This is a genomic window from Streptomyces sp. CB02056, from assembly GCF_001905545.1.
Taxonomy (GTDB): Bacteria; Actinomycetota; Actinomycetes; order Streptomycetales; family Streptomycetaceae; genus Kitasatospora.
Genome location: NZ_LIPD01000009.1, coordinates 178,513 through 199,807 on the forward strand (window position 1 = coordinate 178,513; position 21,295 = coordinate 199,807).

The following is a 21,295-nucleotide window of genomic DNA, read 5'->3' on the forward strand; positions in this document are numbered from 1 at the left end:
GCCGGGGCCGGTTCAGCCGACGGGTGTGGCGGCGAGCTCCATCAGGTGGTCGACCAGGGCGAGCAGCAGGTCCCGCCCGAAGGCGCGCTCGCGCACGTCCCCGAGCAGCATCGGCACCTGCGGGTCGAGGTCGAGCGCGGCGCGGATCTCGTCGGGGGTGCGGGTGTTGGTGTTGTGGAAGCAGTTGATCGCGACCACGAACGGGATGCCCCGGCTCTCGAAGAAGTCGATGGAGGCGAAGCTGGTCTCCAGCCGGCGGGTGTCGGCGATGACGATCCCGCCGAGGGCGCCGTTGACCAGGTCGTTCCACATGAACCAGAAGCGCTCCTGGCCGGGCGTGCCGAACAGGTAGACGACCAGCTCGGGGCTGACCGTGATCCGGCCGAAGTCGAGGGCGACGGTGGTGGTGGTCTTCTGGTCGACGCCGGCCAGGTCGTCGACGCCGACGCTGGCCCGGGTCAGGTACTCCTCGGTGCGCAGCGGGGCGACCTCGCTGACCGAGCCGACCAGGGTGGTCTTGCCCACGCCGAAGCCGCCCGCGATCAGGATCTTGACGGCGGCCGGGGCGGCGGGGGCGTCGGTGGCGGAGTGGGGAGTTGCCATGTTCAGAGTCTCCGGAGTCCTTCGCGTACGGCCGTGAGCAGGCCGAGGTCCACGCCGCCGGCGGCCCGGGCCACCGACAGCGGCGCCCGGGCCTTCAGCAGGCCCTGGGCGACCAGGTCGCCCAGCAGGATCTTGGTGACCGAGACCGGGAGGTCCAGGCCCGCCGACACCTCGGCGACGGCGATCGGGCGCCGGCAGCGTTCGAGGATCAGCCGGTGTTCGGGCTGGAGGCCGCGGGCACCGGCGCGGCTGCCCCGTGCCAGGGCGGCGTCGGCCTCCTCCTCGACCGTGGTGAGCACGGTGATGAGGGTGAGGTCGTCGCGCTCGGGCGCGGTCCGGCCGCGGGTGATCGTGTACGGGCGCACCATGCTGCCCGTCTCCTCCTCCGCGTCGTCCTCCAGCTCGCTCCAGTGCGGCACGGTGCCGCGCCGCCAGGAGTCGTCCCAGCCGGACTGCCGGCCCGAGGGCGGGCCGGACGGAGAGCCGGGCTGCGGGCCGGACGGCGAACCGGAGGCCGGACCGGGTCGCGGGTCGGCCTGCCGGCCGTCGTCGAGGCCGTCCCCCCAGGCGTCGTTCCCGTACGGTTCCACCCTGGTCAGCCCCGGTTCCGGGCGGCGAAGGCGTCGAAGGAGGCCGGGGCGGCGGGGGCGCCGGGGGCCTCCTCGTGGCGGACCGGGGTGGTGAGCTTCTGGCCGACCTGCTGCACCAGGGTGTGCATCGCGACGGACATCACCTCGGCGTCCACCTCCTGGGAGGCGACCACGGCCAGGTGGGTGCCCTGGGCGGCGGCGATGACGAACAGCCAGCACTCGGCGAGCTCGACGATCACCTGGTGCACCGGGCCGCCGTCGAACAGCGCCCCGACCCCGCGGGCCAGGCTCTGCTGGCCGGTGGCGACGGCGGCCAGGCGCTCGGCGTCGGCCCGCTCGATGGTGCGGGAGTGGCTGACCACGAGGCCGTCGTCGGAGAGCAGGACGGCGTTCCTGGTCCCGGGCACCGAGTCGACGAGTCCGTCCAGCAGCCAGTCCAGGTCCTGGTGGGTGGCGATCGTGCGGTTCATCACTGCTCATCCGTTCGTGTGGTTCGGGGGTCCGCGGCCGGAAGGGCCCAGGGGGCGGGCGCGGGTGCGGGGGAGGGCTCCGGCGGGGTGGCGGGCAGGCGGTGCTCTCCGCTGTCCTGGGCCCGGGCGGCGCGGGACTGCCGCTGGAAGGCGCCGATTGCCGCACCCGAGCGCCGTACCGGGCGCTCGGTGCGCTGGAACGGTCCCGCGGGCGGGGTGTCCGCGGCGGGCCGCTCGACCCACTGCGGCTGGGCCGGCGGGGGCACCCGCAGCTCGGCCGCCAGGCTGGCCTGCCGGACGCGCTGCGGCAGCGGGGGCTGGCCGGCCTGGGCCGGGCTGAACGGCACCGAGGTCCGGTACTCGCGGGGCTGGCGCCGCTCGGCCAGCCGGTAGTGGTCGGCCGGGCGGTACTGCTCGTCGGCGTACGGGGCCTCGGCCTCGGTGACCCGGGCGTAGGCGATGTCCGGGTAGGCCGGGGCGTCCTGGGCGGGCGCCGGGTCGGCCGGGGAGGTGTGCTCGATCGGCTGCTCCGGCTGGTGGTCGGGCCGGGCAGCCGTGGCGGGCTGCTCCACTCCGTACGACGGCATGGGGCCGGTGGACGGTTCAGCGTCGTACGACGGCTCCGATCCGAAGGGCTGCCCGGACGGGTACGGCTGCTCCGCCGGGTACGCCTGCCCGGCCTGGAACGGCTGCTCGGCCTGGTACGGCTGCTCGGGCCACTCCGCCTCGAACGGAGTCGCCGGGAGGACGGCCGGGGCGGCCGGGGCGTCCGGGTCCGACGGCAGCGGCTGGACGACCGCCGGCTGGAACGGGGCCGCGGGCAGCGGGACCTCCTGGAGCGTGGCCTCCGGTGCCGCGCCCCATCCCGCCGCCGGTCCCGCGTCCGGTCCCGGCCACGTCCCGGCCTCCGCCGGGGGCAGCGGCACCGGGGCCCCGTGCGGGGCGTGGTCGCCCTGCGTGAAGGAGTCCACCGGCGCGACCGGCGGACCGGCCGGCACCGGGACGGGCGTCTCGTCGGAGGCCGAGCGGACGGCCCGGCGCGAGCGGCGCACCAGCGGGATCGGCTCGGTGGCCGTGCCGCCGGCGCCGTCCGGCAGCCCGGTGTCGCCCTCCAGGACCAGCTCGTCGGGGACGAGCACGACCGCCCGGGTGCCGCCGAAGGCGGACGGGCGGAACTCGATCCGCAGCCCGTGCAGGGCGGCCAGCCGGGAGACCACGTGGAAGCCGAGGCGGATGTCGTCGGCCCGGGCCAGCACGTCGGTGCGCGGCGGGCGGCTCATCAGCTCGTTGGCCGCGTCGTACTGCTCCGGGTCCATGCCGAGGCCCCGGTCCTCGATCTCGATCGCGAGCCCGCGGCCGACCACGGCGGCGCGCACCTCGACCGGTGTGGGCGGCTTGGAGAAGGTGGTGGCGTTCTCCATCAGCTCGGCGAGCACGTGCGCAACCGGGCCGACGGCCCGCTCGGAGAGCCAGGGGTCGCCCTCGATGTCGATCGAGATCCGCCGGTAGTCCTGCACCTCGCCCTGCGCGGCGCGCAGCACGTCCAGCAGCGGGACGGGCTTGCGCCAGCGCCGCTGCGGCTGGCCGCCGGCCATGATGACGAGGTTCTCCTCGTAGCGGCGCAGGCGGGCGGTGAGGTGGTCGAGGTCGAAGAGGCCCTCCAGGACCTCCGGGTCGTCGTGCTTGCGCTCCAGCTCGTCCAGCTTGCGCAGCTGGCGGCCGATCAGCAGCTGGGTGCGGCGGGCGATGCGCTGGAGCAGCCGCTCGAAGCCGCGGTGCTGCTCGGCCTGGCCGACGGCGGACTCCAGGGCGGCGGAGCGGGCCAGGTTGAGCGCCTGGCCGAGCCGGGCCAGCTCGTCGGTGCCGTTGCCGTGCGGGCCGTCCGTGATGGTGCGGGTCTCGGCCTCGACGTCCACCTGCTCGCCGCGGCCGAGGCGGTCGACCACCTCGGGCAGGGTGCGCTGCATCTCCTCGGCCTGGGTGTGCAGGTCCTTGATGCGGCGGCGCAGCGAGCGGCTGAGCCGCCAGGAAGCGATGATCACCGCGACGACCGTGATCAGGCCGACGACGGTGGTCAGCACGACCCGGGTGAGCATGCCGACGATGGCGCTCTTGGCGACCTCGATGATGCCGTTGGTGCGGTCCTCGATCGCCTTGACCAGCGGCGGGTTGAGCCCGTCGAGGGCCTGGCGCCACTGGTCCTGGGTCGCCGGGAGCTTGACGGTGCCGTTGGCGTCGGCGGCGGTGGGCTTGAGCAGGGCCTGCTCGACGGCGGCCTTGGCCTGCCAGGACGGGCTGTTGACCAGCTCGTGCCAGGCCGGTGCCTCGGCGTCCGGGATGTACGGCAGGACCTGGACGTTGAGCAGGTGGTCCTGCGCGCCGATCAGCTGCTGGACCTGCTGGTAGTCGGTGGCCGACAGTCGCCCGGTGGGCCAGCCGCGGGCCAGGACGGCGTCCTCGCGGGAGAGCATCTCCTTGGCCCAGAAGGAGTTGACCAGGGTCTTGGACAGCCAGGTGACCTCGCCGGTGTCGACCCGGCTGAGCGCGGTGAACAGCCGCAGGTCGACGCTGATCAGGTCGGTGTAGTAGGCGAAGACGCTCTGCTGGTCGGTGGTGCCGCGGTCGACGGCGGAGCGCTGCTCGGCCAGCTTGCCCATGGCCTGGCGGGCCTCGACGACGGCGGACCGGATCTCGCCGGGGGCGTTGTCGGCGGTCGCGCCGGAGAGGGTCTGGAACTGCCGCACCGCGTCGTCGGTCAGCTGGCGCTGGTGGCGCAGCTGGTCGGCGTTGGAGCCGGGCCGGGCGAGCGCCTCGGCGCTGAGCCGGCGCTCCTCCTGGAGGTTGTAGTAGACGATGTTGGACGGTTGGCCGGCCTTCTGGGCGATGGTGGCCTGGTCGGCCAGCCGCTGGAAGTCGGCGATGGTCTCACCGCTGGTCACGGCCCAGAGGGCGACCAGGGCGATGCTGGGGACGACGGCCAGGACGAGCAGCGCCGTCCGCAGGGACAGGCGTGGACGCCTGCGGGGGCCCTTCGGCGTCGGGGGCCGCCGATTCGCACGCGCGCGCAGAGCTGACTCCTTGGGGCTGGCGGCCGGCCGGTGAGGGGCGGGCCGTCCGGGCACGGTTTTTTGACGAAGCGATACTAGTCATACCGTGTGATTAGAGTGAAAATCCGTTTGCTGCCTGGGCTGTGCTTGCACACGGAGCGGACACAATGTCATTCATTCGTTGACCGTCCGTATGCGGAGCAGGCCCTTCCGGACTCGCCCGACACAGTGTCAACGAGACGTGCGGCCGACGGATGGCCGGGGTGTGAAAACTGTGTGACGCCCCGCCGGGACCCGCTCGGCACGCCCGCCGGGCCACCGCCCGGCCCGGATCCGCCCCTCCGGCCGCGTGGCGGCCCGTCCGGCGAGGGGGAGGGTGTGGAGGGCGGCCATCGGACCCATTTGTCAGGTTCTCTGAGGACTCGCGTACCACGGTCAGCCTACCCGGCACACGGCCGCGGACGCCCTCCGTGGGAGCCGCCGTTCCGATGACGTACCGGGAGTCGCCGAACGTGACGGGCGGGACACCCTCCACGGTGGCGGCCGGCAGTCGCGAAGTCCGTACGGCTCTGGAGCTGCGAACACGCTCGGTGGGCGGATACTGGAGGAGTGGGACGGATCGGACCGGGCGTCGCCGACAGGCCGCCGGAACGGTCCGACCACGGGCAACGGCCTCCAGGTCCCCGGGACCGCGCCGCCGGTGCAGGTCTCGGCGGGCGCCAGGAGCGCCGACGCAACGAGAGAGAGAAGCCGTGATGAGTTACTTCGGCCGTGGAGGAGACAGAGGCGGTGGTTACGGCCGTGACCGTGACCGTGGTCGTGGGCGTGATCGTGATCGTGGCCGCAACCGTCGTGGAAACCACCGTCGCCGTTTCGGCATGTGGTGACGGTGATTTCGGCTAGGACTGCGCACAACAGTCCCGACTAGCGCCATCACAGGGGCCGGCGGTACCACCGCCGGCCCCTCACCCTGGGGCCGGCACCGCCGCCACGCGGAGGGTGACGCGTCCCGGACGACGGGGCCCGGACGACGGGGCCCCGGATGACGGGTCCCCACCTCGGAAACGGCGGATCCGGACCCCGAAAGGTCGTTTCCGGACACCGGAACGACGTCTCCGAGAGCAACGGGTCGTGGCCATGCGCGAAGTGACGCCCCCGGGCGACCGGGCGGCGCGGGACGACGACGACCCGGGGCCGGTGACGGACCCGCCCGTCGTCCCGCTGCGGGAGCTGATGCGCCGGTTCTGGCCGTGGGTGCGCCCCGACGTGCGCTGGCTCCCGGTGAGCGCGGTCCTGCTCGTCCTCGGCGCCTTCGGCGAGGTCGTCTCCGTTTGGCTGTTCAAGGACCTGATCGACGACGTCCTGGTGCCCCGGCACTTCGCCGACTTCTGGCTGCTCGCCGCCCTCATGCTCGGCGCGTCCGTGGCCGCCGCGCTGTTCACCTACGGCGGCACCTACACCAGCACCAGGACCGCCGAGCGCTACATGCTGCGGCTGCGCACCGACACCCTCGCCCACCTGCACACCCTGCCGCCCGACACCCTGGAGACCCGCTGGCGCGGCGACCTGGTGGCGCGGCTCACCTTCGACATCGCCGAGATCGAGCAGATGGTGGCCACCGGACTGGTCGAGGGCGCCGTGGCCGCGGTCAGCCTGCTGCTGTTCACCGGAGCCGCCTTCTACCTGAGCTGGCCGCTCACCGTGGCCGCGCTGCTGGCCGCCCCGCTGTTCGTCCTCTCCACCAGCCTGTTCGGGCGCCGCATCCGGCGCCGGGAACGGCAGGTCCAGCGCCGCGCGGGCGGCGTCACCGCGCTGCTGGAGGAGTCCCTGCGCAACGCCACCGTCACCCGGACCTGCGGCCAGGAGAGCCGCGAGGTCGAACGGGTCCACCGGGAGGGCAAGGCCCTGCTCGACGCCGAACTCTCCGCCGCCCGGGTCGCCGACCTCTACCAGCCCTTCCTCGGCGTGCTGCAACTGCTGGCCGGGCTCACGGTGGTGGGCGTCGGCGCGCTGGAGGTCATCCACGGGCAGCTCAGCCTCGGCGGCCTGCTCGCCTTCGCCGCCTTCATGGCCCAGCTGTTCGAGCCCGCCCAGCAGCTCGCCGCCCTCGTCCCGCTGGCCGGCACGGCCTGCGCCTCGGGCGAACGCGTGCTGGAACTGCACGACCTCACCAGCCCGGTGCGCGAACGCCCCACTGCCCGCGACACCGGCCCGGTCCAGGGCCGGGTCACCCTCCAGGGCGTCCGGGCCGGCTACCCCGGCGCCACCGGGACCCCCGGGCCGCCCGTCCTCACCGACCTGGACCTCGACCTGCTCCCCGGTGAGACCCTGGCCCTCGTCGGGCCCAGCGGCAGCGGCAAGTCCACCCTCGCCAAGCTCCTCGTCCGCTTCCTCGACCCGCAGGCCGGCACCGTCCGCCTCGACGGCCAGGACCTGCGCGACCTCACCCTCGTCTCGCTGCGCCAGGCCGTCACCCTGCTGCCCCAGCAGGCCCCGCTGTTCCGCGCGACCATCGCCGACAACATCGCCTACGGCCGCCCCGACGCCCCGCCCGCCGCCATCGAACGCGCCGCCCGCAACGCCGGCGCCCACGACTTCGTCACCGCGCTCCCGGACGGCTACCGCACGGTGATCGGCGCCGACGGCTTCCAGCTCTCCGGCGGCCAGAGCCAGCGCGTCGCCATCGCCCGCGCCTTCCTGCGGGACACCCCCGTGCTGGTCCTGGACGAACCCACCACCGGGCTGGACCCGCACACCGTCGAGCAGTTCGTCCCCGCGCTGCGCCGCCTGATGACCGGGCGCACCACCGTCCTGATCACCCACGACCGGGCGCTGCTGCCCCTCGCCGACCGCGTCCTCACCCTCCGGCCGCCGGGCACCGCCGGGCCGGCCGCCGGTCCGGACAGCCGCCCGGACGCCAGCCCGGTCGACGCGTTGCGCGGCCGGGAGCCGCGGAAGCCCTGAGCCGACGGCGCGGAGGCTACGCGCCGAGGTAGTGCAGGACGGCCAGGATGCGGCGGTTGTAGTCGGTGGTGCGGGGCAGGTCCAGCTTGTCGAAGACGGCGTTGAGGTTCTTCTCCACCGCGCTCATCGAGACGTGCAGCCGCTGCGCGATGGCGGCGTTGGTCCAGCCCTGGGCGAGCGCCTCCAGGACGCTGCGCTCACGCGGGGTGAGCCGGGCCAGCGGGTCGGTGCGGGTGGTGCGCACCACCAGTTGGCGCACCACCTCCGGGTCGATCACCGCGCCGCCCGCCGCGACCCGCACCAGGGCGTCCAGGAACTCGTCGACCTCCGCCACCCGGTCCTTCAGCAGGTAGCCGACCCGCTCCGCGCCCGCGTCCAACAGCCGGGCCGCGTACCCGCGTTCGATGTGCTGGGAGAGCACCAGCACGCCCACCTCCGGCCAGCGCTCGCGGATCTCCACCGCCGCCCGCAGCCCCTCGTCGGTGTGGGTCGGCGGCATCCGGATGTCCACCACCACGACGTCCGGCGGCCGTTCCGCCACCGCCGCCGTCAGCGCCGCCGCGTCGCCGACCGCGGCCAGCACCTCGTGCCCCTCCTCGGCGAGCAGCCGGACCAGGCCCTCCCGCAGCAGGGTCGAGTCCTCGGCGAGGGTCACGCGCATGGCAGCTCCGCGGTGATGACGGTCGGGCCCCCGGCGGGGCTGTGGACGTGGAGGGTACCGTCCAGCGCGGCGACCCGCCCGCGCAGGCCGGTCAGGCCGCTGCCCGCCGGGTCCGCGCCGCCGGTGCCGTCGTCCTCGACCCGTACGGTGAGCACGCCGGCGGTCCGCTCGACCAGGGCCGAGACGGCCGAGGCGGCGGAGTGCTTGGCCGCGTTGGTGACGCACTCCGACACCACGAAGTAGGCCGCGGTCCGGACGGGTTCGGGCAGCGGGCCGGCCACCTCGTAGCGGAGCCGCAGCGGGACGGCGCACCGCTCGGCCACCCCGCCCAGCGCCTCCTCCAGGCCCAGGGTGTCCAGCGCCGACGGGTACGCCCGCCAGGCCACCTCGCGCAGCTCGGTCAGCACCCCCTGCGCCTCCCGGTGCGCCTGGCGCAGCAGCGCCTCCGTCCGCTCCGGGTCCTGGCGGCGGTCCAGGCCGCGCCGCGCCCGGCCGATCAGCATCGCCAGCGCGACCACCCGCTGCTGCACGCCGTCGTGCAGATCCCGCTCGATCCGCCGCCGCTCGGCGTCCACCGCCTGCACCACCGCGGCCCGGCTGTCGGCGAGTTCGGTGATCCGGCGGCGCAGCAGCTCGGCCTCGGACGGCCCGAAGCACTCCCGGGCGGTCCGGGCGTCCAGCGCGGCCAGCGAGAACAGGCCCTGCACGGCCAGGAAGAGCAGCACCCCGCCGAGCAGCACCTGGGTCGCCAGCTCCTCCCAGCCCAGCGAGCCGCGCAGCACCCCGCCGACCAGCAGGACGGCCAGCGCCAGCCCGAAGCCCAGCAGCCCCAGCACCACCCCGGCGACCAGCCCGCCGCCGCTGCGCACCGCCAGGTAGCGCAGCACCCGGCGGTCGTCCGCCCGGTAGTGGCGGGGGAAGCGGTCGCCGAAGAAGGCGCTGCGCCGGGCCCGCTCCAGGGCGGCCAGCCGGCGCACCCCGGACAGCAGGCCCGGCACCGCGTACGGGCGGGTGCGCGGCCAGAGCAGGAACGGGCCGAGGACGGCGGCCGCGAGGAGGAGGTACAGCGCGGAGAGCGCGGCGCTCGGGCAGCCGAGCAGAACTCCGGTGGCCCGGCGCGGCCATGACGTGGTGTCCGCTGCATCCCCCTGCACGGGGTCCGAGCTTACGGGGCGGGCCGGGCCTGCGGGGGCGGTGGGGCCTTCGGGGCCATCGGGGCCGGTGGGTCCGGCCGGGCCGGTCACCGGGCGCGGCGGTGCTGGGCGGCGCTGTTGCGCCCGCGCCAGCGCATCACGACGTACCCGGCCACGGCCACCGCGACCACCACCAGGACCGCCTTGGAGAACAGGCCGACGTACGTCTCCACCGTGTCCCAGCGGTCCCCGAGCAGGAACCCGGCCATCACCAGCACGCTGTTCCACACCAGGCTGCCGATCGTGGTCAGCATGACGAACGCGGGCAGCGGCATCCGCTCGACCCCGGCCGGAACGGAGATCAGGCTGCGGAAGATCGGCACCATCCGGCCCAGCAGCACCGCCTTCGTCCCGTGCCGGGCGAACCAGGCCTCGGTGCGCTCCAGGTCGGAGGCCTTGACCAGCGGCAGCCGGGCCCAGATCGCGTGCATCCGCTCCCGGCCGAACAGGGCGCCCAGCCAGTAGAGGACGACGGCCCCGGCGACCGAGCCGAGGGTCGTCCAGGTCAGCGCGGAGGCGAGGCTGATCACGCCCTGCCCGGCGGCGAAGCCCGTCAGCGGCAGGATCACCTCGCTGGGCAGCGGGGGGAACAGGTTCTCCAGCGCGATCGCCAGGCCGGCCCCGGGGCCGCCCAGGGTGTCGACCAGGTCGGCCGCCCAGCCGGCGAAGCCGTCGGCGGGCTGCTGGGCGATGGCGAGGACGGTGTGCGGCATGCGGGCTCCAGGGTGGTCGCGGTGCCGGCGCCTGGTGCGCCCGGCTCTGCCCTCCACGCTAGGAACCGCAGGTCAGCGCCGGTATGCGGGTTTCCGGCGGACGCCCTGTGGTTTTCCGTACCGCCGCACCCTGTGGTTTTCCGCAGGGGCGGAGAATCCGGTGGCGGCTGGCGTGGCCGCTTTGTCAGGATGGCGCCATGGACGACGCATTCACCCTGGCCTGGCAGCATTCCGCCGGACTGGTCTTCCCCGAGGACCTGCCGATGGCCGCCGCCGGGCTGCTGGCGGCGGGCATCGGCGGGGACTCGCCCGCGCTCTGCGACCTCGCGGGGCGGCCGGGCCGGGGCGAGCCCCCGGTCGAGCTGACGGAGCTGCTGTGGCAGGCGATGGCGGAGCTGGGCCTGCCGGTGCCGGACGACGGCTTCGTCCAGCGCAGCCTCCTGCACCACACCGCGGCCCGGCTGGTGTCCGGGGAGATCACGCCGGTTGAGGCCGTCGCCATGCTCTGGTCCCGGATCGACGAGCGCACGACCGGGGCGGAGCGGCGGCTCGCGGAGCTGGTCGACCGGATCTGCTGCCCGGGCTGCGTCGACACGTGGCCGGTCGAGGTGACGCGGGACTGGGAGCGGGAGATGAGGGCGGCGGCCGTCGAGGTGGCGTCGGCGCCCGACCACCGGAACGCCGCCTCCTGGCACCGGGGCTGAACGCGCCTCGCCCGCCGGGCGGTTGGCGATCAGGTGTTCGGCGGCTCAGCGGTTCAGTGCGGCCACGGTCTCCCTGGTCAGCTCCCGCGCCCGGGCGACGGTGGCCGTCAGCTCCGCCGCCGACCCGCCGGGCTCGGCGAGCAGGCCGTGCGCGCGCCGGCCGAAGTACGGTGGGGCGTCCGGCAGTCGACCGGCTACGGCCAGCGCGCCCTTCTCGTTCAGGCACCAGCGGCGGTGGTGGGCGAACAGGGCCTGGACCAGGATGCCGACGGCGTGCGACAGGCAGAGCGAGACGTGCAGGGCGTCGGCGCGGACGGCGCTCTTCGCGGCGGTGTCGAGCAGGAAGCCGGCCTCCCAGGTGGCCGCGGTGAGGGCCCCGCGCAGCGGTTCCGGGTAGTCGGCGGTCTGCCGCTTGAGCCGCGTCAACTCCCCGGTGGGGTCGGCCAACGGCTGCCCGAGGGCAACCTCGCCCGGGTAGCAGGGCGACCAGAAGCCGAGCGGGTGGCCAGCCTGCGTCCCCACCTCGTAGCGGCCCGCGCGGCAGTCCGCCCACACCCGTCCGACCCGGTCGAGGTCCCGCAGGATCCAGTCCACGGCGACGCCGTCGACCCGCAGCCACGCCCCGCCGTTGACCCACGGGCCCCAGCCGCCCGGGCCGGCCACCTCGGTCTCCGGCCCGGCGAGCGCCCGCAGCGCGTCGAGGTCGGGGCCGCCCCGGTAGTACACCCCGAGGTCCCAGTCCGACTCCGGCCGCTCCTCGCCCCGCGCCCGGCTCCCGCCGAGCATCACTCCCACCACGCCCGGCACACGGGCGAGTTGACCGGCCATGTCCTCGATGATCGCGCGCATGAAGGAGATTCTGGCAGGAGAAGCGGTGTCCGCCCGGGAATTTCGGATGCGGTGGTGGCGTCCGCGGAGGCGTACCCACTCCTCGCCACTCTCAACGTACAGCGCACGGGGGGCCTTGCCACAAGGCCCCGGTGGTGACGCAGAATCACCGCTTCGAGGACGCAGGTCCGCGAAGCACGGAAGCAGATCCGCGAAACGGGGAGTCACGAAGTGCGAGTGGTGTTGTCGACGTACGGGTCGCGCGGGGACGTCGAGCCGATGGCCGCGCTGGCGGTGCGGCTGAGGGAACTCGGCGCCGAGGTGCGGGTCTGCGCGCCGCCGGACGAGGAGTTCTCGGCGCGGCTGGCCGAGGCCGGAGTCGAGCCGGTGCCGGTCGGGCAGTCGGTGCGCGCGCTGGTCAGCGGGCCGCCGCCGAAGCCCGGGGACCTGCCCGCGCGCGCCGCCCGGCTGGTCGAGCGGTTCCACGCGGCGGTGCTCGCGGCGGCCGAGCCGGGCGGCGCGGTGCTGGCCACCGGGCTGTTCCCGGCGGCGGCCGGCGCACAGGCGGCGGCCGAGCAACTGGGCGCCCGCTTCGTGTACGTGGCCCTCCAGCCGACCGTGCTGCCCTCCCCGCACCACCGGCCGTTCGAGTACCCGATGCTGCCCTACCCGCCGGAGGCGACCGACCCCCGGGAGCTGTGGGAGCTCAACATCGGGACGATGAACGCGCTGTTCGGCGACGCGGTCAACTCCCGCCGGGCGGCGGTCGGACTGCCCGAGGCCGACAACGTCCGGGACCACGTCCTCACCGGCCGGCCTTGGCTGGCCACCGACCCGCTGCTCGACCCGTGGCCGCGGCCCGCCGAGGCGGACCCGGCCTGGCCCGAGGCGGTGCAGACCGGCGCGTGGATCCTGCCGGACGAACGCCCGCTGCCCGCCGACCTGTCGACCTTCCTGGCGGCCGGCGAGGCGCCGGTGTACGTCGGCTTCGGCAGCATGCCGCTGCGCGACCCGGCGGGCGCCGCCCGGGTCGCCGTCGAGGCGGTCCGGGCGCAGGGCCGCCGGGTGCTGCTCGGCCGCGGCTGGGCCCGACTGGCGGAGGTGGACGGGGCCGAGGACTGCTTCGCGGTCGGCGAGGTCAACCAGCAGGCGCTGTTCCCGAAGGTGGCCGCCGTCGTCCACCACGGCGGCGCGGGCACCACCACCACGGCCGCCCGGGCCGGGGTGCCCCAGGTGCTGGTCCCGCAGATGGTGGACCAGCCGTACTGGGCCGCGCGGGTGGCGGAGTTGGGCATCGGCGCCGCCCACGACGGCCCGACCCCGACCACCGCGTCCCTCGCCGCCGCCCTGCGCCGGGCCCTCGCGCCCGCCACCCGGGAGCGCGCCGCCGCCCTCTCGGCCCGGGTCCGCACGGACGGTGCGACGGCCGCCGCGAAGCTGCTGCTCGGCTGAGGGGGACAGGGGCGCGGGAAGTCGGCCCGGCCGACGTCCCGCGCCTGCCCCGGGCTCAGGAGGCCGGTTCGGTCAGGTACTTGGCACCGGCGTCCGGGAGCTTGTTGCCGTCCTTGTCGAAGAACTGCCAGGACTTCGCCCGCATCGTCCCCGGGCGGGCCACCACCAGCTCGCGGATCGGGGAGTCGGCCACGGTGACGGGCGTCGGCTCCGTGGTGCTGCCGTCCGCCCAGGTCACCACCACCCGGCCGACGTCCGGTCCGATCGAGAGCAGCACCACGTCCAGCGGGGCCACGGTGTCGCCCTTGCCCCGGTGGCCGACCAGGCCGCCGCCGAAGACGGTCCGGTTGCGCGGGTCGACCTTGCCCGGGGCCGCCTGGGCGCCGTCGGAGTCATGGCTGAGCCGCGCCCCGTCCACCGTGAAGTAGACGTTGGTGACGTCGCAGTCCGGCTGCCAGTACCGCTGGACGTACTCCTCCGTCGGCTTGGAGATCTCCGAGTCGTACCTGCTGCGCTCCTCCCACACCGCCGTCGCCTGCTCGAACGCCCGCTCCCGGGGGGCCTCCGGCCACAGCGCCTCCCACAGCTGCCACTGCTTGCCGTCCGGGGTCAGGCCCTGGCCGAGCAGCACCCGGACCGGGGTCAGCGGGTTGCGGAAGGCCGGGGCGGTCCCGTTCGGCGGGAGGGGGGTGCCCAGCCCGGGGGTGTTCGCCACCGTGAGCGTGGGCGCGGGCGCGGCGCCGACGCCGGCCGGACCGATCCCGTGGGCGGGCGCCGGGCCCGGCCGCAGCTGCGCCAGCGCCCCGCCGGTCAGCGCCACCGCGGCGGCCAGCGCCGCCGCGCCGACCACCGTACGGCGGCGGTGCCGCAGCCGGCGGCCCCCCGCCAGGATGTCCGTCACCGGCACCGGGCCGATCCGCGCGCCGGCCGCCGCCTCGGCGAGGCCGAGCCCCACCCACAGGTCCGTGCCGTCGTCCCCGCCCACCCCGTCCGGTTCCCGGTCCATGCCGCCCCTCATGCCGCTCCTCCGATGTGCGTCGTGTCCTTGAGTCCCACCAGTGCCGTGACCTGCCGCAGCCGCGCGATGCCCTTCGCCGCGTGGCTGCGCACCGCGCCCACCGAGCACCCCATGGCGGCCGCCGTCTGGCTGTCGCTCAGGTCCTCCCAGTGCCGCAGCACCACCGCCTCGCGCTGGCGCGGCGGCAGGGTGGCCAGCGCGGCCAGCAGGGCCCCGCGCTGGTCGGAGCGGGCGTAGCCGTCCTCCACCCCCGCCGCGTCCGGCACCGCGTCCACCAGCAGCTCCGGCGCCCGGCGGCGCCAGCGGCGGGCGTGCTGGTTGACCAGGATCCGCCGCACATAGGCGTACGGATCGTCGGCCCGGCGCACCTTCGACCAGGCCGCGCAGGCCTTCTCGGCGGCCGACTGCACCAGGTCCTCGGCCGCGTACTGCTCGCCGGCCAGCAGGTACGCCGTCCGTACCAGGCGCGGCCAGACCGTGACGATGAACGCCTGGAACCCGTCGTCCCGATCGTCTTTCGCTTCTCCCATGAGCACCTCCGAGCACCTCCTTCACCCGTCCAGAGCCCGGGGGCGGTCGAAAGCGCTTACCCGCGGCCGCGGCGGCTTCAAATCGCTTGGGGAACAGCGGCGGGGACACTACGATCCGCCGAATGATCATTTCTCATGACGTAGCGGGCAGTGGGCCCGCCGTGGTGCTGCTGCACTCCTCGGTGTGCGACCGGCGGATGTGGGACGCGCAGTGGCAGCCGCTGGTCGACGCCGGACACCGGGTGGTCCGCTGCGACTTCCGCGGCTTCGGCGACACGCCGCTCGCGGACGCCCCGTACAGCGACGCCGGGGACGTCCTGGCCCTGCTCGACCACCTGGGCATCGGGACCGCCGCCCTGGTCGGCGCCTCCTACGGCGGCCGGATCGCCCTGACGGCGGCCGCGCTGCGCCCCGAGGCGGTCACCAGGCTGGCCCTGCTCGGCGCGGGCATGCCCGGACACCAGCCCAGCGACACCCTGCGCGCCTTCGGCGGGCGCGAGGACGAGCTGATCGAGGCCGGGCGGATCGACGAGGCCGTCGAGCTGAACGTCGAGTCCTGGCTCGGCCCGGAGGCCGACGAGCGGACCCGCGCGCACGTCCGCCGGATGCAGCGCCACGCCTTCGACGTCCAGATGACGGCGACGGTCGGCTCCGACCGCGAGGACGTCGACCTCGGCCGGATCACCGCCCCCACCCTGGCCGTGTCCGGCGCCCACGACTTCCCGGACTTCCGGGACATCGCCGCCGCCCTCCCCGCCCTCCTCCCCGACGCCCGCCACCAGGAGCTCCCCTGGGCCGGCCACCTCCCCAGCCTGGAGCGCCCGGCCGAGACCACCGCCCTGCTGCTCGCCTTCCTCCACGAGGACGGCCAGGCCGCGCGGTAGCGGCGAGCCGTGCGGTGGCGACGGCGGTGAGCCCGTCGCGGGGCAGCCCGTCGAGGGAAAGGCCGGACCCGAACGTGTGTCGGGAGCCATGATGACGGGGTGCACTTCACCACGGAATCCAGCGCGGACGGCGTGACGCAGCGCCACTTCACCCTCGACGGCGCGCCCGGAGTGCTCTGGCAGCCGGACGGATCGCCCCTCGGCGGGCGGCCGTTGGTGCTGCTGGGGCACGGCGGCGGCCAGCACAAGCTGGGTCCGGGACTGGTGGACCGGGCCCGGCGGTTCGTGCGGCGGCACGGGTTCGCGGCGGTGGCGCTGGACGCGCCGGGGCACGGGGAGCGGACGCGCAGCGCCCAGGACGAGCGGTTCGCCACCGAGATCGGGGAGTTGATCGCGGCGGGCCGGCCGGTCAGCGCCTGGGTGGCGCGGCACACGGCGGCGCTCGCGGAGCGGGCGGTGCCGGAGTGGGTGGCGGTGCTGGACGCGCTGAGCGGTGAGGCGGAGCGCCCCGGTCGGACAGAGGGCCCCGGACAGGCGGAGCGCCCCGGTCGGGTGGAGGACCCCGGACAGGCGGAGGGCCTCGGGCCGGTCGGGTACTGGGGGTTGTCGCTGGGGAGCGCGATCGGCATCCCGCTGGCGGCGGCCGAACCGCGCGTAACCGTGGCGGTGTTCGGGCTGACGGGGCACGCGTCGCAGACGGAGGCGGCGGGTCGGGTCGGCGTGCCGGTGGAGTTCCTCCTCCAGTGGGACGACGCGCTGGTCCCGCGCGAGGGGGCGCTGGCGCTGTTCGGCGCGCTGGGCTCGCGGGAGAAGACGCTGCACGCCAACCCCGGGGGCCACCTGGAGGTGCCGGAGCCCGAACTGGAGTCGTCGGAACGGTTCCTGGCGCGGCATCTGATCCGGGCGGGAGTGAGCCCGGCCCCGGCATAGCCGATGCCAACCGTCAGTAAAACTTCGCAAAGGATTTCTCCCTGCAACGAACCCGACGGGCCGTGACTTCAACAGATTGTTGCAGCTCAGCGGCCCGATGGTCACCCTTCGTGGATTTGGCATAACACCCCGTACCCCCTGGACTTCGCAAACCATAGGAGTACGGTTCCGGAGGAATCGCCGGGGCCGACATTCAGGCAGGCCGGCCGTACCGGAAAATTGGTGCGCAGCATGGGTTTGCAACAGGGTGGGGAGAGCGCCTCGGTGGCGACTCGTCCGATATCCGCCAGGGTGGTCGCGGAGGTCCTGCGCGGCGTCGCGCAGGTCGATTTCATGCCGTCCGTCGTCTGCGGACTCTTCTTCGTGGCCGCACTGTTCGCCGCCGACTGGCGGTACGGCCTCTACGGACTGCTCGGCAGCGCCGTCTCCACCGCCGTCGCGTACGGACTCGGGCTCGACCGGGAGACCGTCGGGGCGGGGCTGCACGGGTACAACGGCTGCCTGGTGGCGCTGAGTTGCGCCGTCTTCCTGGGCGCCGGGCACCCGGCGACGGTCGCGGTGGCGGCCCTCGGGTCCGCCGTCGCCGTGGTGGTCACGGCGGGGCTCGGGGCGCTGCTCGCCACCTGGCGGCTGCCCGCGCTGACCGCGCCGTTCTGCCTGGTCGCGACGGCCGTCACGGCGGCCGCCCCCGGCTTCCGGCGACTGTGGCAGGGCGCGGGCGCACCCGCCGCGCTGCCCGTCCCGGCCGCCGGGCCGACCGGGCTGAGCTGGGACCAGCTCTGGCACGGCTTCTTCGCGAACATCGGTCAGATCTTCTTCATGCCGCAGTGGTACGTCGGACTGCTGTTCCTCGCCGGGCTGTTCGCGGCGAGCCGGCTCGCGGGCCTGATGGCCTGCGCGGGGAGCGCCACCGGGCTGCTCACGGCCTGGGTGTTCGGCGCCCCCGGCGAGGCGGTCGGGCAGGGCCTGCTCGGGTACAGCGGCGTCCTGGTCGCCCTCGCGCTGTGCGGGGTGTTCCTGGCGCCCGACGCCTGGAGCGCGGCGTACGCCCTGGTCGGTGCGGCCGGCGCGACCGTGCTCACGCCGGCGCTCGGCGCGGCCTCCGCGCCCTTCGGCGGTCACGCCTTCACCTGGCCGTTCGTCCTGACCACACTGCTGTTCCTGGCGGCGGTGCCGGCCGTCCCGCGCCTGCGCCGGACTTGATTCCGCGTCCGGCGCCGCCGAATTCATCTGATGTCGAGAACCCTGGGCTCACCGAAGCCCCTTGAGCATCTTTCTGCATTCCATCGGATTCTCGGAAAGGAAGAGTGATACCCGTGAATCTCTCGCCGCGTGAGATCGACAAGCTGTACATCTACGTCGTCGCCGATCTGGCCCGCAAACGCCGGGACCGCGGCGTCAAGCTGAACTACAGCGAGGCCTGCGCGCTGATCAGCGAGGCGATCATGGAGGGCGCCCGGGACGGCCGCACTGTCGCCGAGTGCATGGAGATCGGCAAGCAGGTCGTCAGCGGCGAGGACGTCATGCCGGGCGTGCGCGAGATGCTCCCGCTGCTCCAGGTCGAGGCGGCGTTCGTGGACGGGACCAAGCTGGTCTCCTGCCACGACCCGGTGGGTGCCTGAGTGATGACCCGGTCCCATGCCGCCGCCACCGTGGTGCTGGCCGGCGGCCACGAGAGCGACGGCGGCCGGGACCTCGCGGCGCTGGCGGCCCGCGAGTCCACCGTGCACGCCGCGGCCCCCGCGGGCCGTCCGCTCACCGAGGCCGTCCGGTCCGCGCTCGCCGCGGCGGGCGACGGGCCGGTGTGCGTCGTACCGATGACGCTCGGCCGCGACCCGAAGCTCGTCGCCGACACCGCCCGGGCGCTGCGCTGGCTGGCCGCCGCGGAGGGCCGCGGACGGCTCGCCCTGACCGCGCCCTTCGGCGCCGCCGACCACCTGATCGGCTGGCTGCGCGCCGCCGCCGGCCCCGCCCCTGACGGCGCGGTGCTGGTCACCGCCCCGGCGGCCGGCCCCTTCGAGGACGCCGAACTGTTCCGGATCGCCCGCCTCGCCCGCCAGTACGGGCGGCACCGGTGGGTCGAGGTCGCCTTCGACGGCGGCGACCCGGACCCGGCCGAGGGCGCCGAACGCTGCCGGCTGCTCGGCGCCCGCGAGGTGACGGCCGTTCCGGCCTCCTTCGGGCCGGCCCTGCGCACCGCGCTGCCCGGCGTACGGGACGGCGGCCCGCTGCTGCGGCCCTCCGCCGTCGCCGGGGTGGTCGCGGCCCGGACGGCGGCGGCGCTGCACCTGCTCGGGCACGGGGAGGACGGCATCCTGGCCGGCCTCGACGCCGAGCACGGGCACGGCTACGCGCACAGCCACGGGCCGGGGGAGCAGAGCCACGGTCACAGCCACGGGCCGGGCGGGCACCAGCACGGCCACGCGCCGGGCGGGCACCAGCACGGCGATGCTCCCCACCCGCACCACCCCAGCCATACCCACGAACCCGCACACACCCCCCACTGACCCGGCAGAGAGGAAGGCCAGCCATGTCTGGTGGCGCCGCGTACCTGTACGGCGACGACCCGGTGGAGATCAACGCCGGCCGCGCCAAGGCCACCGTCACGGTCAGCAACACCGGTGACCGGGCGATCCAGGTCGGATCCCACTACCACTTCTTCGAGGCCAACCGCGCCCTCGACTTCGACCGCAACGCCGCCTTCGGCAAACACCTGGACATCCCGGCCGGCACCGCCGTCCGGTTCGAGCCGGGTGACACCAAGGACGTCACGCTCGCCGAGTTCGGCGGCCACCGCCGCCTGGTCGGCTTCGCCAACCTCGTGGACGGCGGCATCACCGCCCCCGCCACCCGCGCCCGCGCCGTCGACCGGGCCATCGCCCTCGGCTTCAAGGGCACCAACCTCGACCACAAGGAAGACCGGCCCCGGGACTTCCACACGGAGACCCACCCGGAAGGCGACCGCTGATGGCCATCCTCTCCCGCAGGCAGTACACCGACCTCTTCGGCCCCACCGTCGGCGACCGCTTCCACCTCGCCGACACCAACCTCCTGGTCGAGGTCGAACAGGACTTCAACCAGGGCCACTACGGCGACGAGGCCGTCTACGGCGGCGGCAAGGGCATCCGCGACGGGATGGCCCAGGACCCGGCCGCGACCTCCCTCCAGGGCGCCCTCGACCTGGTCATCACCAACGTGGTCGTCATGGACGCGGTGCTCGGCGTGGTCAAGGGCGACATCGGCGTCAAGGACGGCCTCATCGTCGCGGTCGGCAAGGCGGGCAACCCGCACACCCAGAGCGGCGTGCACCCGCGCCTGGTGATCGGCCCCGGCACCGAGGTGATCTCCGGCGAGCACCTGATCGCCACCGCCGGCGGCATCGACACCCACATCCACTTCATCGCCCCGCAGCAGGTGCAGGAGGCGCTGAGCAACGGCATCACCACCCTGATCGGCGGCGGCACCGGCCCCTCCGACGGCACCAACGGCACCACCTGCACCCCCGGCCCGTGGAACATCCACCGGATGTACCAGGCCGTCGAGGACCTGCCGGTCAACGTCGGCCTGCTGGGCAAGGGCAACGGCTCGCTGCCCGGCGCGCTGCGCGAGCAGGTCGAGGCGGGCGTGTGCGGCCTCAAGGTGCACGAGGACTGGGGCAGCACCCCGGCCGCGATCGACAGCGCGCTGAGCGTCGCCGACGAGTACGACGTGCAGGTGGCCATCCACACCGACACCCTCAACGAGTCCGGCTACTTCGAGGACACCCTGTCCGCGATCGACGGCCGCACCATCCACACCTTCCACACCGAGGGCGCGGGCGGCGGCCACGCCCCCGACATCATGCGGATCGCCGGCGAGCCCAACGTGCTGCCGTCCTCCACCAACCCGACGCTGCCCTACACCGTCAACTCGGTGGACGAGCTGCTGGACATGGTGATGGTCTGCCACCACCTCAGCCACAACATCCCCGAGGACGTCTCCTTCGCCGACTCCCGGGTCCGCGCCGAGACCATCGCCGCCGAGACCGTGCTGCACGACGAGGGCGTCATCTCGATCTTCTCCTCCGACTCGCAGGCGATGGGCCGGATCGGCGAGTCCTTCACCCGGGCCTTCCAGACCGCCCACCACTGCAAGGACCAGCGCGGCAAGCTGGCCGGCGACAGCGAGCGCAACGACAACGCCCGCGTCCTGCGCTACCTCGCCAAGCTCACCATCAACCCCGCCGTCGCCTCCGGCACCGCCGACCACATCGGCTCGCTGGAGCCCGGCAAGCTCGCCGACATCGTGCTCTGGCCGATCAACTCCTTCGCCGCCAAGCCGAAGATGGTCATCAAGGGCGGCGTGATCAACTGGGCGCTGATGGGCGACCCGAACGCCTCGCTGCCCACCCCCCAACCGGTCTACTACCGCCCGATGTTCGGCCAGTACGGGCGGGCGAAGCAGGCCACCCGGGTGTCCTTCATGTCGCAGGCCGCCGTCGACCTCGGGGTTCCGGCCCAACTCGGCCTGGAGAGCCGGGTGCTGCCGGTGCGGCGGTGCCGTACGGTCGGCAAGCAGCACATGGTGCGCAACGACGCGCTGCCGAAGATCGCGGTCGACCCGGAGACGTACAAGGTCACCCTGGACGGCGAGCCCGCCACCATCGAACCGGCCCGCGAGCTGCCGCTCAACCACCTGTTCTACCTCGCGTGAGCCCCGTCACCGAGAC

General features: G+C 74.5%; 21 protein-coding genes. 11 read left to right on the forward strand and 10 right to left on the reverse strand.

Going from position 1 to position 21,295, the window contains the following annotated elements:
• Positions 1-12: 12 nt before the first annotated feature.
• From AMK13_RS24880 to AMK13_RS46020, 4 genes are read right to left on the reverse strand one after another with little or no spacing between them, the layout of a single operon-like run.
• A complete protein-coding gene (locus tag AMK13_RS24880; RefSeq protein ID WP_074004152.1) occupies positions 13-603 on the reverse strand; it encodes a GTP-binding protein in 591 nt (196 codons plus the stop codon).
• A 2-nt stretch (positions 604-605) separates the two neighbouring features.
• Entirely contained in the window at positions 606-1,193 is a 588-nt protein-coding gene (locus AMK13_RS46445) for a DUF742 domain-containing protein (protein WP_380717442.1), read from the reverse strand.
• Positions 1,194-1,198: 5 nt separating this feature from the next.
• Positions 1,199-1,663 carry a roadblock/LC7 domain-containing protein gene (locus AMK13_RS24890; RefSeq protein ID WP_049654463.1) on the reverse strand — a complete coding sequence of 155 codons (465 nt, stop codon included), beginning with the start codon at positions 1,661-1,663 and terminating at the stop codon, positions 1,199-1,201.
• Positions 1,663-4,602, reverse strand: coding sequence for a sensor histidine kinase (locus tag AMK13_RS46020; RefSeq protein WP_074004153.1), 2,940 nt, complete (start codon positions 4,600-4,602; stop codon positions 1,663-1,665). The genes AMK13_RS24890 and AMK13_RS46020 overlap by 1 nt, the downstream gene beginning before the upstream one ends.
• A gap of 879 nt (positions 4,603-5,481) precedes the next feature.
• Between AMK13_RS46020 and AMK13_RS46025 the strand changes: the two genes are divergently transcribed.
• Together AMK13_RS46025 and AMK13_RS24900 are read left to right on the forward strand one after the other, a co-directional pair.
• Entirely contained in the window at positions 5,482-5,613 is a 132-nt protein-coding gene (locus AMK13_RS46025; protein ID WP_255357445.1) for a hypothetical protein, read from the forward strand.
• Between the two features lie 234 nt (positions 5,614-5,847).
• Positions 5,848-7,674: an ABC transporter ATP-binding protein gene (locus tag AMK13_RS24900; protein ID WP_074004154.1), complete on the forward strand. Its 1,827-nt coding sequence runs from the start codon at positions 5,848-5,850 to the stop codon at positions 7,672-7,674.
• 16 nt (positions 7,675-7,690) lie between these two features.
• Here the strand turns inward: AMK13_RS24900 and AMK13_RS24905 are convergent, their stop codons facing one another.
• The 3 genes from AMK13_RS24905 to AMK13_RS24915 form a co-directional block, all read right to left on the reverse strand.
• Entirely contained in the window at positions 7,691-8,335 is a 645-nt protein-coding gene (locus tag AMK13_RS24905; RefSeq protein WP_049654400.1) for a response regulator transcription factor, read from the reverse strand.
• Entirely contained in the window at positions 8,326-9,489 is a 1,164-nt protein-coding gene (locus tag AMK13_RS24910; RefSeq protein ID WP_074004155.1) for a sensor histidine kinase, read from the reverse strand. The genes AMK13_RS24905 and AMK13_RS24910 overlap by 10 nt, the downstream gene beginning before the upstream one ends.
• An 86-nt stretch (positions 9,490-9,575) precedes the next feature.
• A complete protein-coding gene (locus tag AMK13_RS24915; protein ID WP_049654396.1) occupies positions 9,576-10,241 on the reverse strand; it encodes a DedA family protein in 666 nt (221 codons plus the stop codon).
• 197 nt (positions 10,242-10,438) lie between these two features.
• Here AMK13_RS24915 and AMK13_RS24920 point away from each other — a divergent pair, with 197 nt between their 5' ends.
• A complete protein-coding gene (locus AMK13_RS24920) occupies positions 10,439-10,945 on the forward strand; it encodes a hypothetical protein (protein WP_074004156.1) in 507 nt (168 codons plus the stop codon).
• 45 nt (positions 10,946-10,990) lie between these two features.
• Here the strand turns inward: AMK13_RS24920 and AMK13_RS24925 are convergent, their stop codons facing one another.
• Positions 10,991-11,794, reverse strand: a complete 804-nt coding sequence (locus AMK13_RS24925) for a nucleotidyltransferase family protein (protein ID WP_074004157.1) — start codon at positions 11,792-11,794, stop codon at positions 10,991-10,993.
• Between the two features lie 210 nt (positions 11,795-12,004).
• Between AMK13_RS24925 and AMK13_RS24930 the strand changes: the two genes are divergently transcribed.
• On the forward strand, positions 12,005-13,225 hold the full coding sequence (locus AMK13_RS24930; protein ID WP_074004158.1) for a glycosyltransferase: 1,221 nt from the start codon (positions 12,005-12,007) through the stop codon (positions 13,223-13,225).
• Positions 13,226-13,280: 55 nt separating this feature from the next.
• Here the strand turns inward: AMK13_RS24930 and AMK13_RS24935 are convergent, their stop codons facing one another.
• Both AMK13_RS24935 and AMK13_RS24940 read right to left on the reverse strand, forming a co-directional pair.
• The gene (locus tag AMK13_RS24935; protein WP_074004159.1) at positions 13,281-14,231 is read right to left on the reverse strand and encodes a hypothetical protein; all 951 of its coding nucleotides are present in this window, start codon (positions 14,229-14,231) and stop codon (positions 13,281-13,283) included.
• A gap of 8 nt (positions 14,232-14,239) precedes the next feature.
• Positions 14,240-14,773: a SigE family RNA polymerase sigma factor gene (locus AMK13_RS24940; RefSeq protein ID WP_074004160.1), complete on the reverse strand. Its 534-nt coding sequence runs from the start codon at positions 14,771-14,773 to the stop codon at positions 14,240-14,242.
• 122 nt (positions 14,774-14,895) lie between these two features.
• Between AMK13_RS24940 and AMK13_RS24945 the strand changes: the two genes are divergently transcribed.
• From AMK13_RS24945 to ureC, 7 genes are all read left to right on the forward strand, one after another.
• Positions 14,896-15,657 (forward strand): alpha/beta fold hydrolase, encoded by a 762-nt coding sequence (locus tag AMK13_RS24945; RefSeq protein WP_074004161.1) that lies wholly within the window; start codon positions 14,896-14,898, stop codon positions 15,655-15,657.
• A gap of 99 nt (positions 15,658-15,756) precedes the next feature.
• Complete coding sequence (locus tag AMK13_RS24950; protein WP_074004162.1) at positions 15,757-16,587, forward strand: dienelactone hydrolase family protein; 831 nt, start codon at positions 15,757-15,759, stop codon at positions 16,585-16,587.
• A gap of 264 nt (positions 16,588-16,851) precedes the next feature.
• Positions 16,852-17,790: an urea transporter gene (locus AMK13_RS24955; RefSeq protein WP_241853024.1), complete on the forward strand. Its 939-nt coding sequence runs from the start codon at positions 16,852-16,854 to the stop codon at positions 17,788-17,790.
• A gap of 113 nt (positions 17,791-17,903) precedes the next feature.
• Entirely contained in the window at positions 17,904-18,209 is a 306-nt protein-coding gene (locus AMK13_RS24960; protein ID WP_049661349.1) for an urease subunit gamma, read from the forward strand.
• Positions 18,210-18,212: 3 nt separating this feature from the next.
• Positions 18,213-19,094: a hypothetical protein gene (locus AMK13_RS24965; RefSeq protein ID WP_074004415.1), complete on the forward strand. Its 882-nt coding sequence runs from the start codon at positions 18,213-18,215 to the stop codon at positions 19,092-19,094.
• Between the two features lie 23 nt (positions 19,095-19,117).
• Positions 19,118-19,555, forward strand: a complete 438-nt coding sequence (locus AMK13_RS24970) for an urease subunit beta (RefSeq protein ID WP_063780133.1) — start codon at positions 19,118-19,120, stop codon at positions 19,553-19,555.
• Positions 19,555-21,279: an urease subunit alpha gene (gene ureC / locus AMK13_RS24975; protein ID WP_074004164.1), complete on the forward strand. Its 1,725-nt coding sequence runs from the start codon at positions 19,555-19,557 to the stop codon at positions 21,277-21,279. Before AMK13_RS24970 ends, ureC begins: the two co-directional genes overlap by 1 nt.
• Positions 21,280-21,295: the final 16 nt, after the last annotated feature.

What these genes read in the sequence shown, in the direction of transcription:
- AMK13_RS24945 (WP_074004161.1), top strand. Translation starts at nt 14,896, where the DNA reads ATGATCATTTCTCATGACGTAGCGGGCAGTGGGCCCGCCGTGGTGCTG.
- AMK13_RS24905 (WP_049654400.1), bottom strand. Translation starts at nt 8,335, where the DNA reads ATGCGCGTGACCCTCGCCGAGGACTCGACCCTGCTGCGGGAGGGCCTG.
- AMK13_RS24900 (WP_074004154.1), top strand. Translation starts at nt 5,848, where the DNA reads ATGCGCGAAGTGACGCCCCCGGGCGACCGGGCGGCGCGGGACGACGAC.
- AMK13_RS24970 (WP_063780133.1), top strand. Translation starts at nt 19,118, where the DNA reads ATGTCTGGTGGCGCCGCGTACCTGTACGGCGACGACCCGGTGGAGATC.
- AMK13_RS24920 (WP_074004156.1), top strand. Translation starts at nt 10,439, where the DNA reads ATGGACGACGCATTCACCCTGGCCTGGCAGCATTCCGCCGGACTGGTC.
- AMK13_RS24965 (WP_074004415.1), top strand. Translation starts at nt 18,213, where the DNA reads ATGACCCGGTCCCATGCCGCCGCCACCGTGGTGCTGGCCGGCGGCCAC.
- ureC (WP_074004164.1), top strand. Translation starts at nt 19,555, where the DNA reads ATGGCCATCCTCTCCCGCAGGCAGTACACCGACCTCTTCGGCCCCACC.
- AMK13_RS24940 (WP_074004160.1), bottom strand. Translation starts at nt 14,773, where the DNA reads ATGGGAGAAGCGAAAGACGATCGGGACGACGGGTTCCAGGCGTTCATC.
- AMK13_RS24915 (WP_049654396.1), bottom strand. Translation starts at nt 10,241, where the DNA reads ATGCCGCACACCGTCCTCGCCATCGCCCAGCAGCCCGCCGACGGCTTC.
- AMK13_RS24935 (WP_074004159.1), bottom strand. Translation starts at nt 14,231, where the DNA reads ATGGACCGGGAACCGGACGGGGTGGGCGGGGACGACGGCACGGACCTG.
- AMK13_RS24925 (WP_074004157.1), bottom strand. Translation starts at nt 11,794, where the DNA reads ATGCGCGCGATCATCGAGGACATGGCCGGTCAACTCGCCCGTGTGCCG.
- AMK13_RS24890 (WP_049654463.1), bottom strand. Translation starts at nt 1,663, where the DNA reads ATGAACCGCACGATCGCCACCCACCAGGACCTGGACTGGCTGCTGGAC.
- AMK13_RS24880 (WP_074004152.1), bottom strand. Translation starts at nt 603, where the DNA reads ATGGCAACTCCCCACTCCGCCACCGACGCCCCCGCCGCCCCGGCCGCC.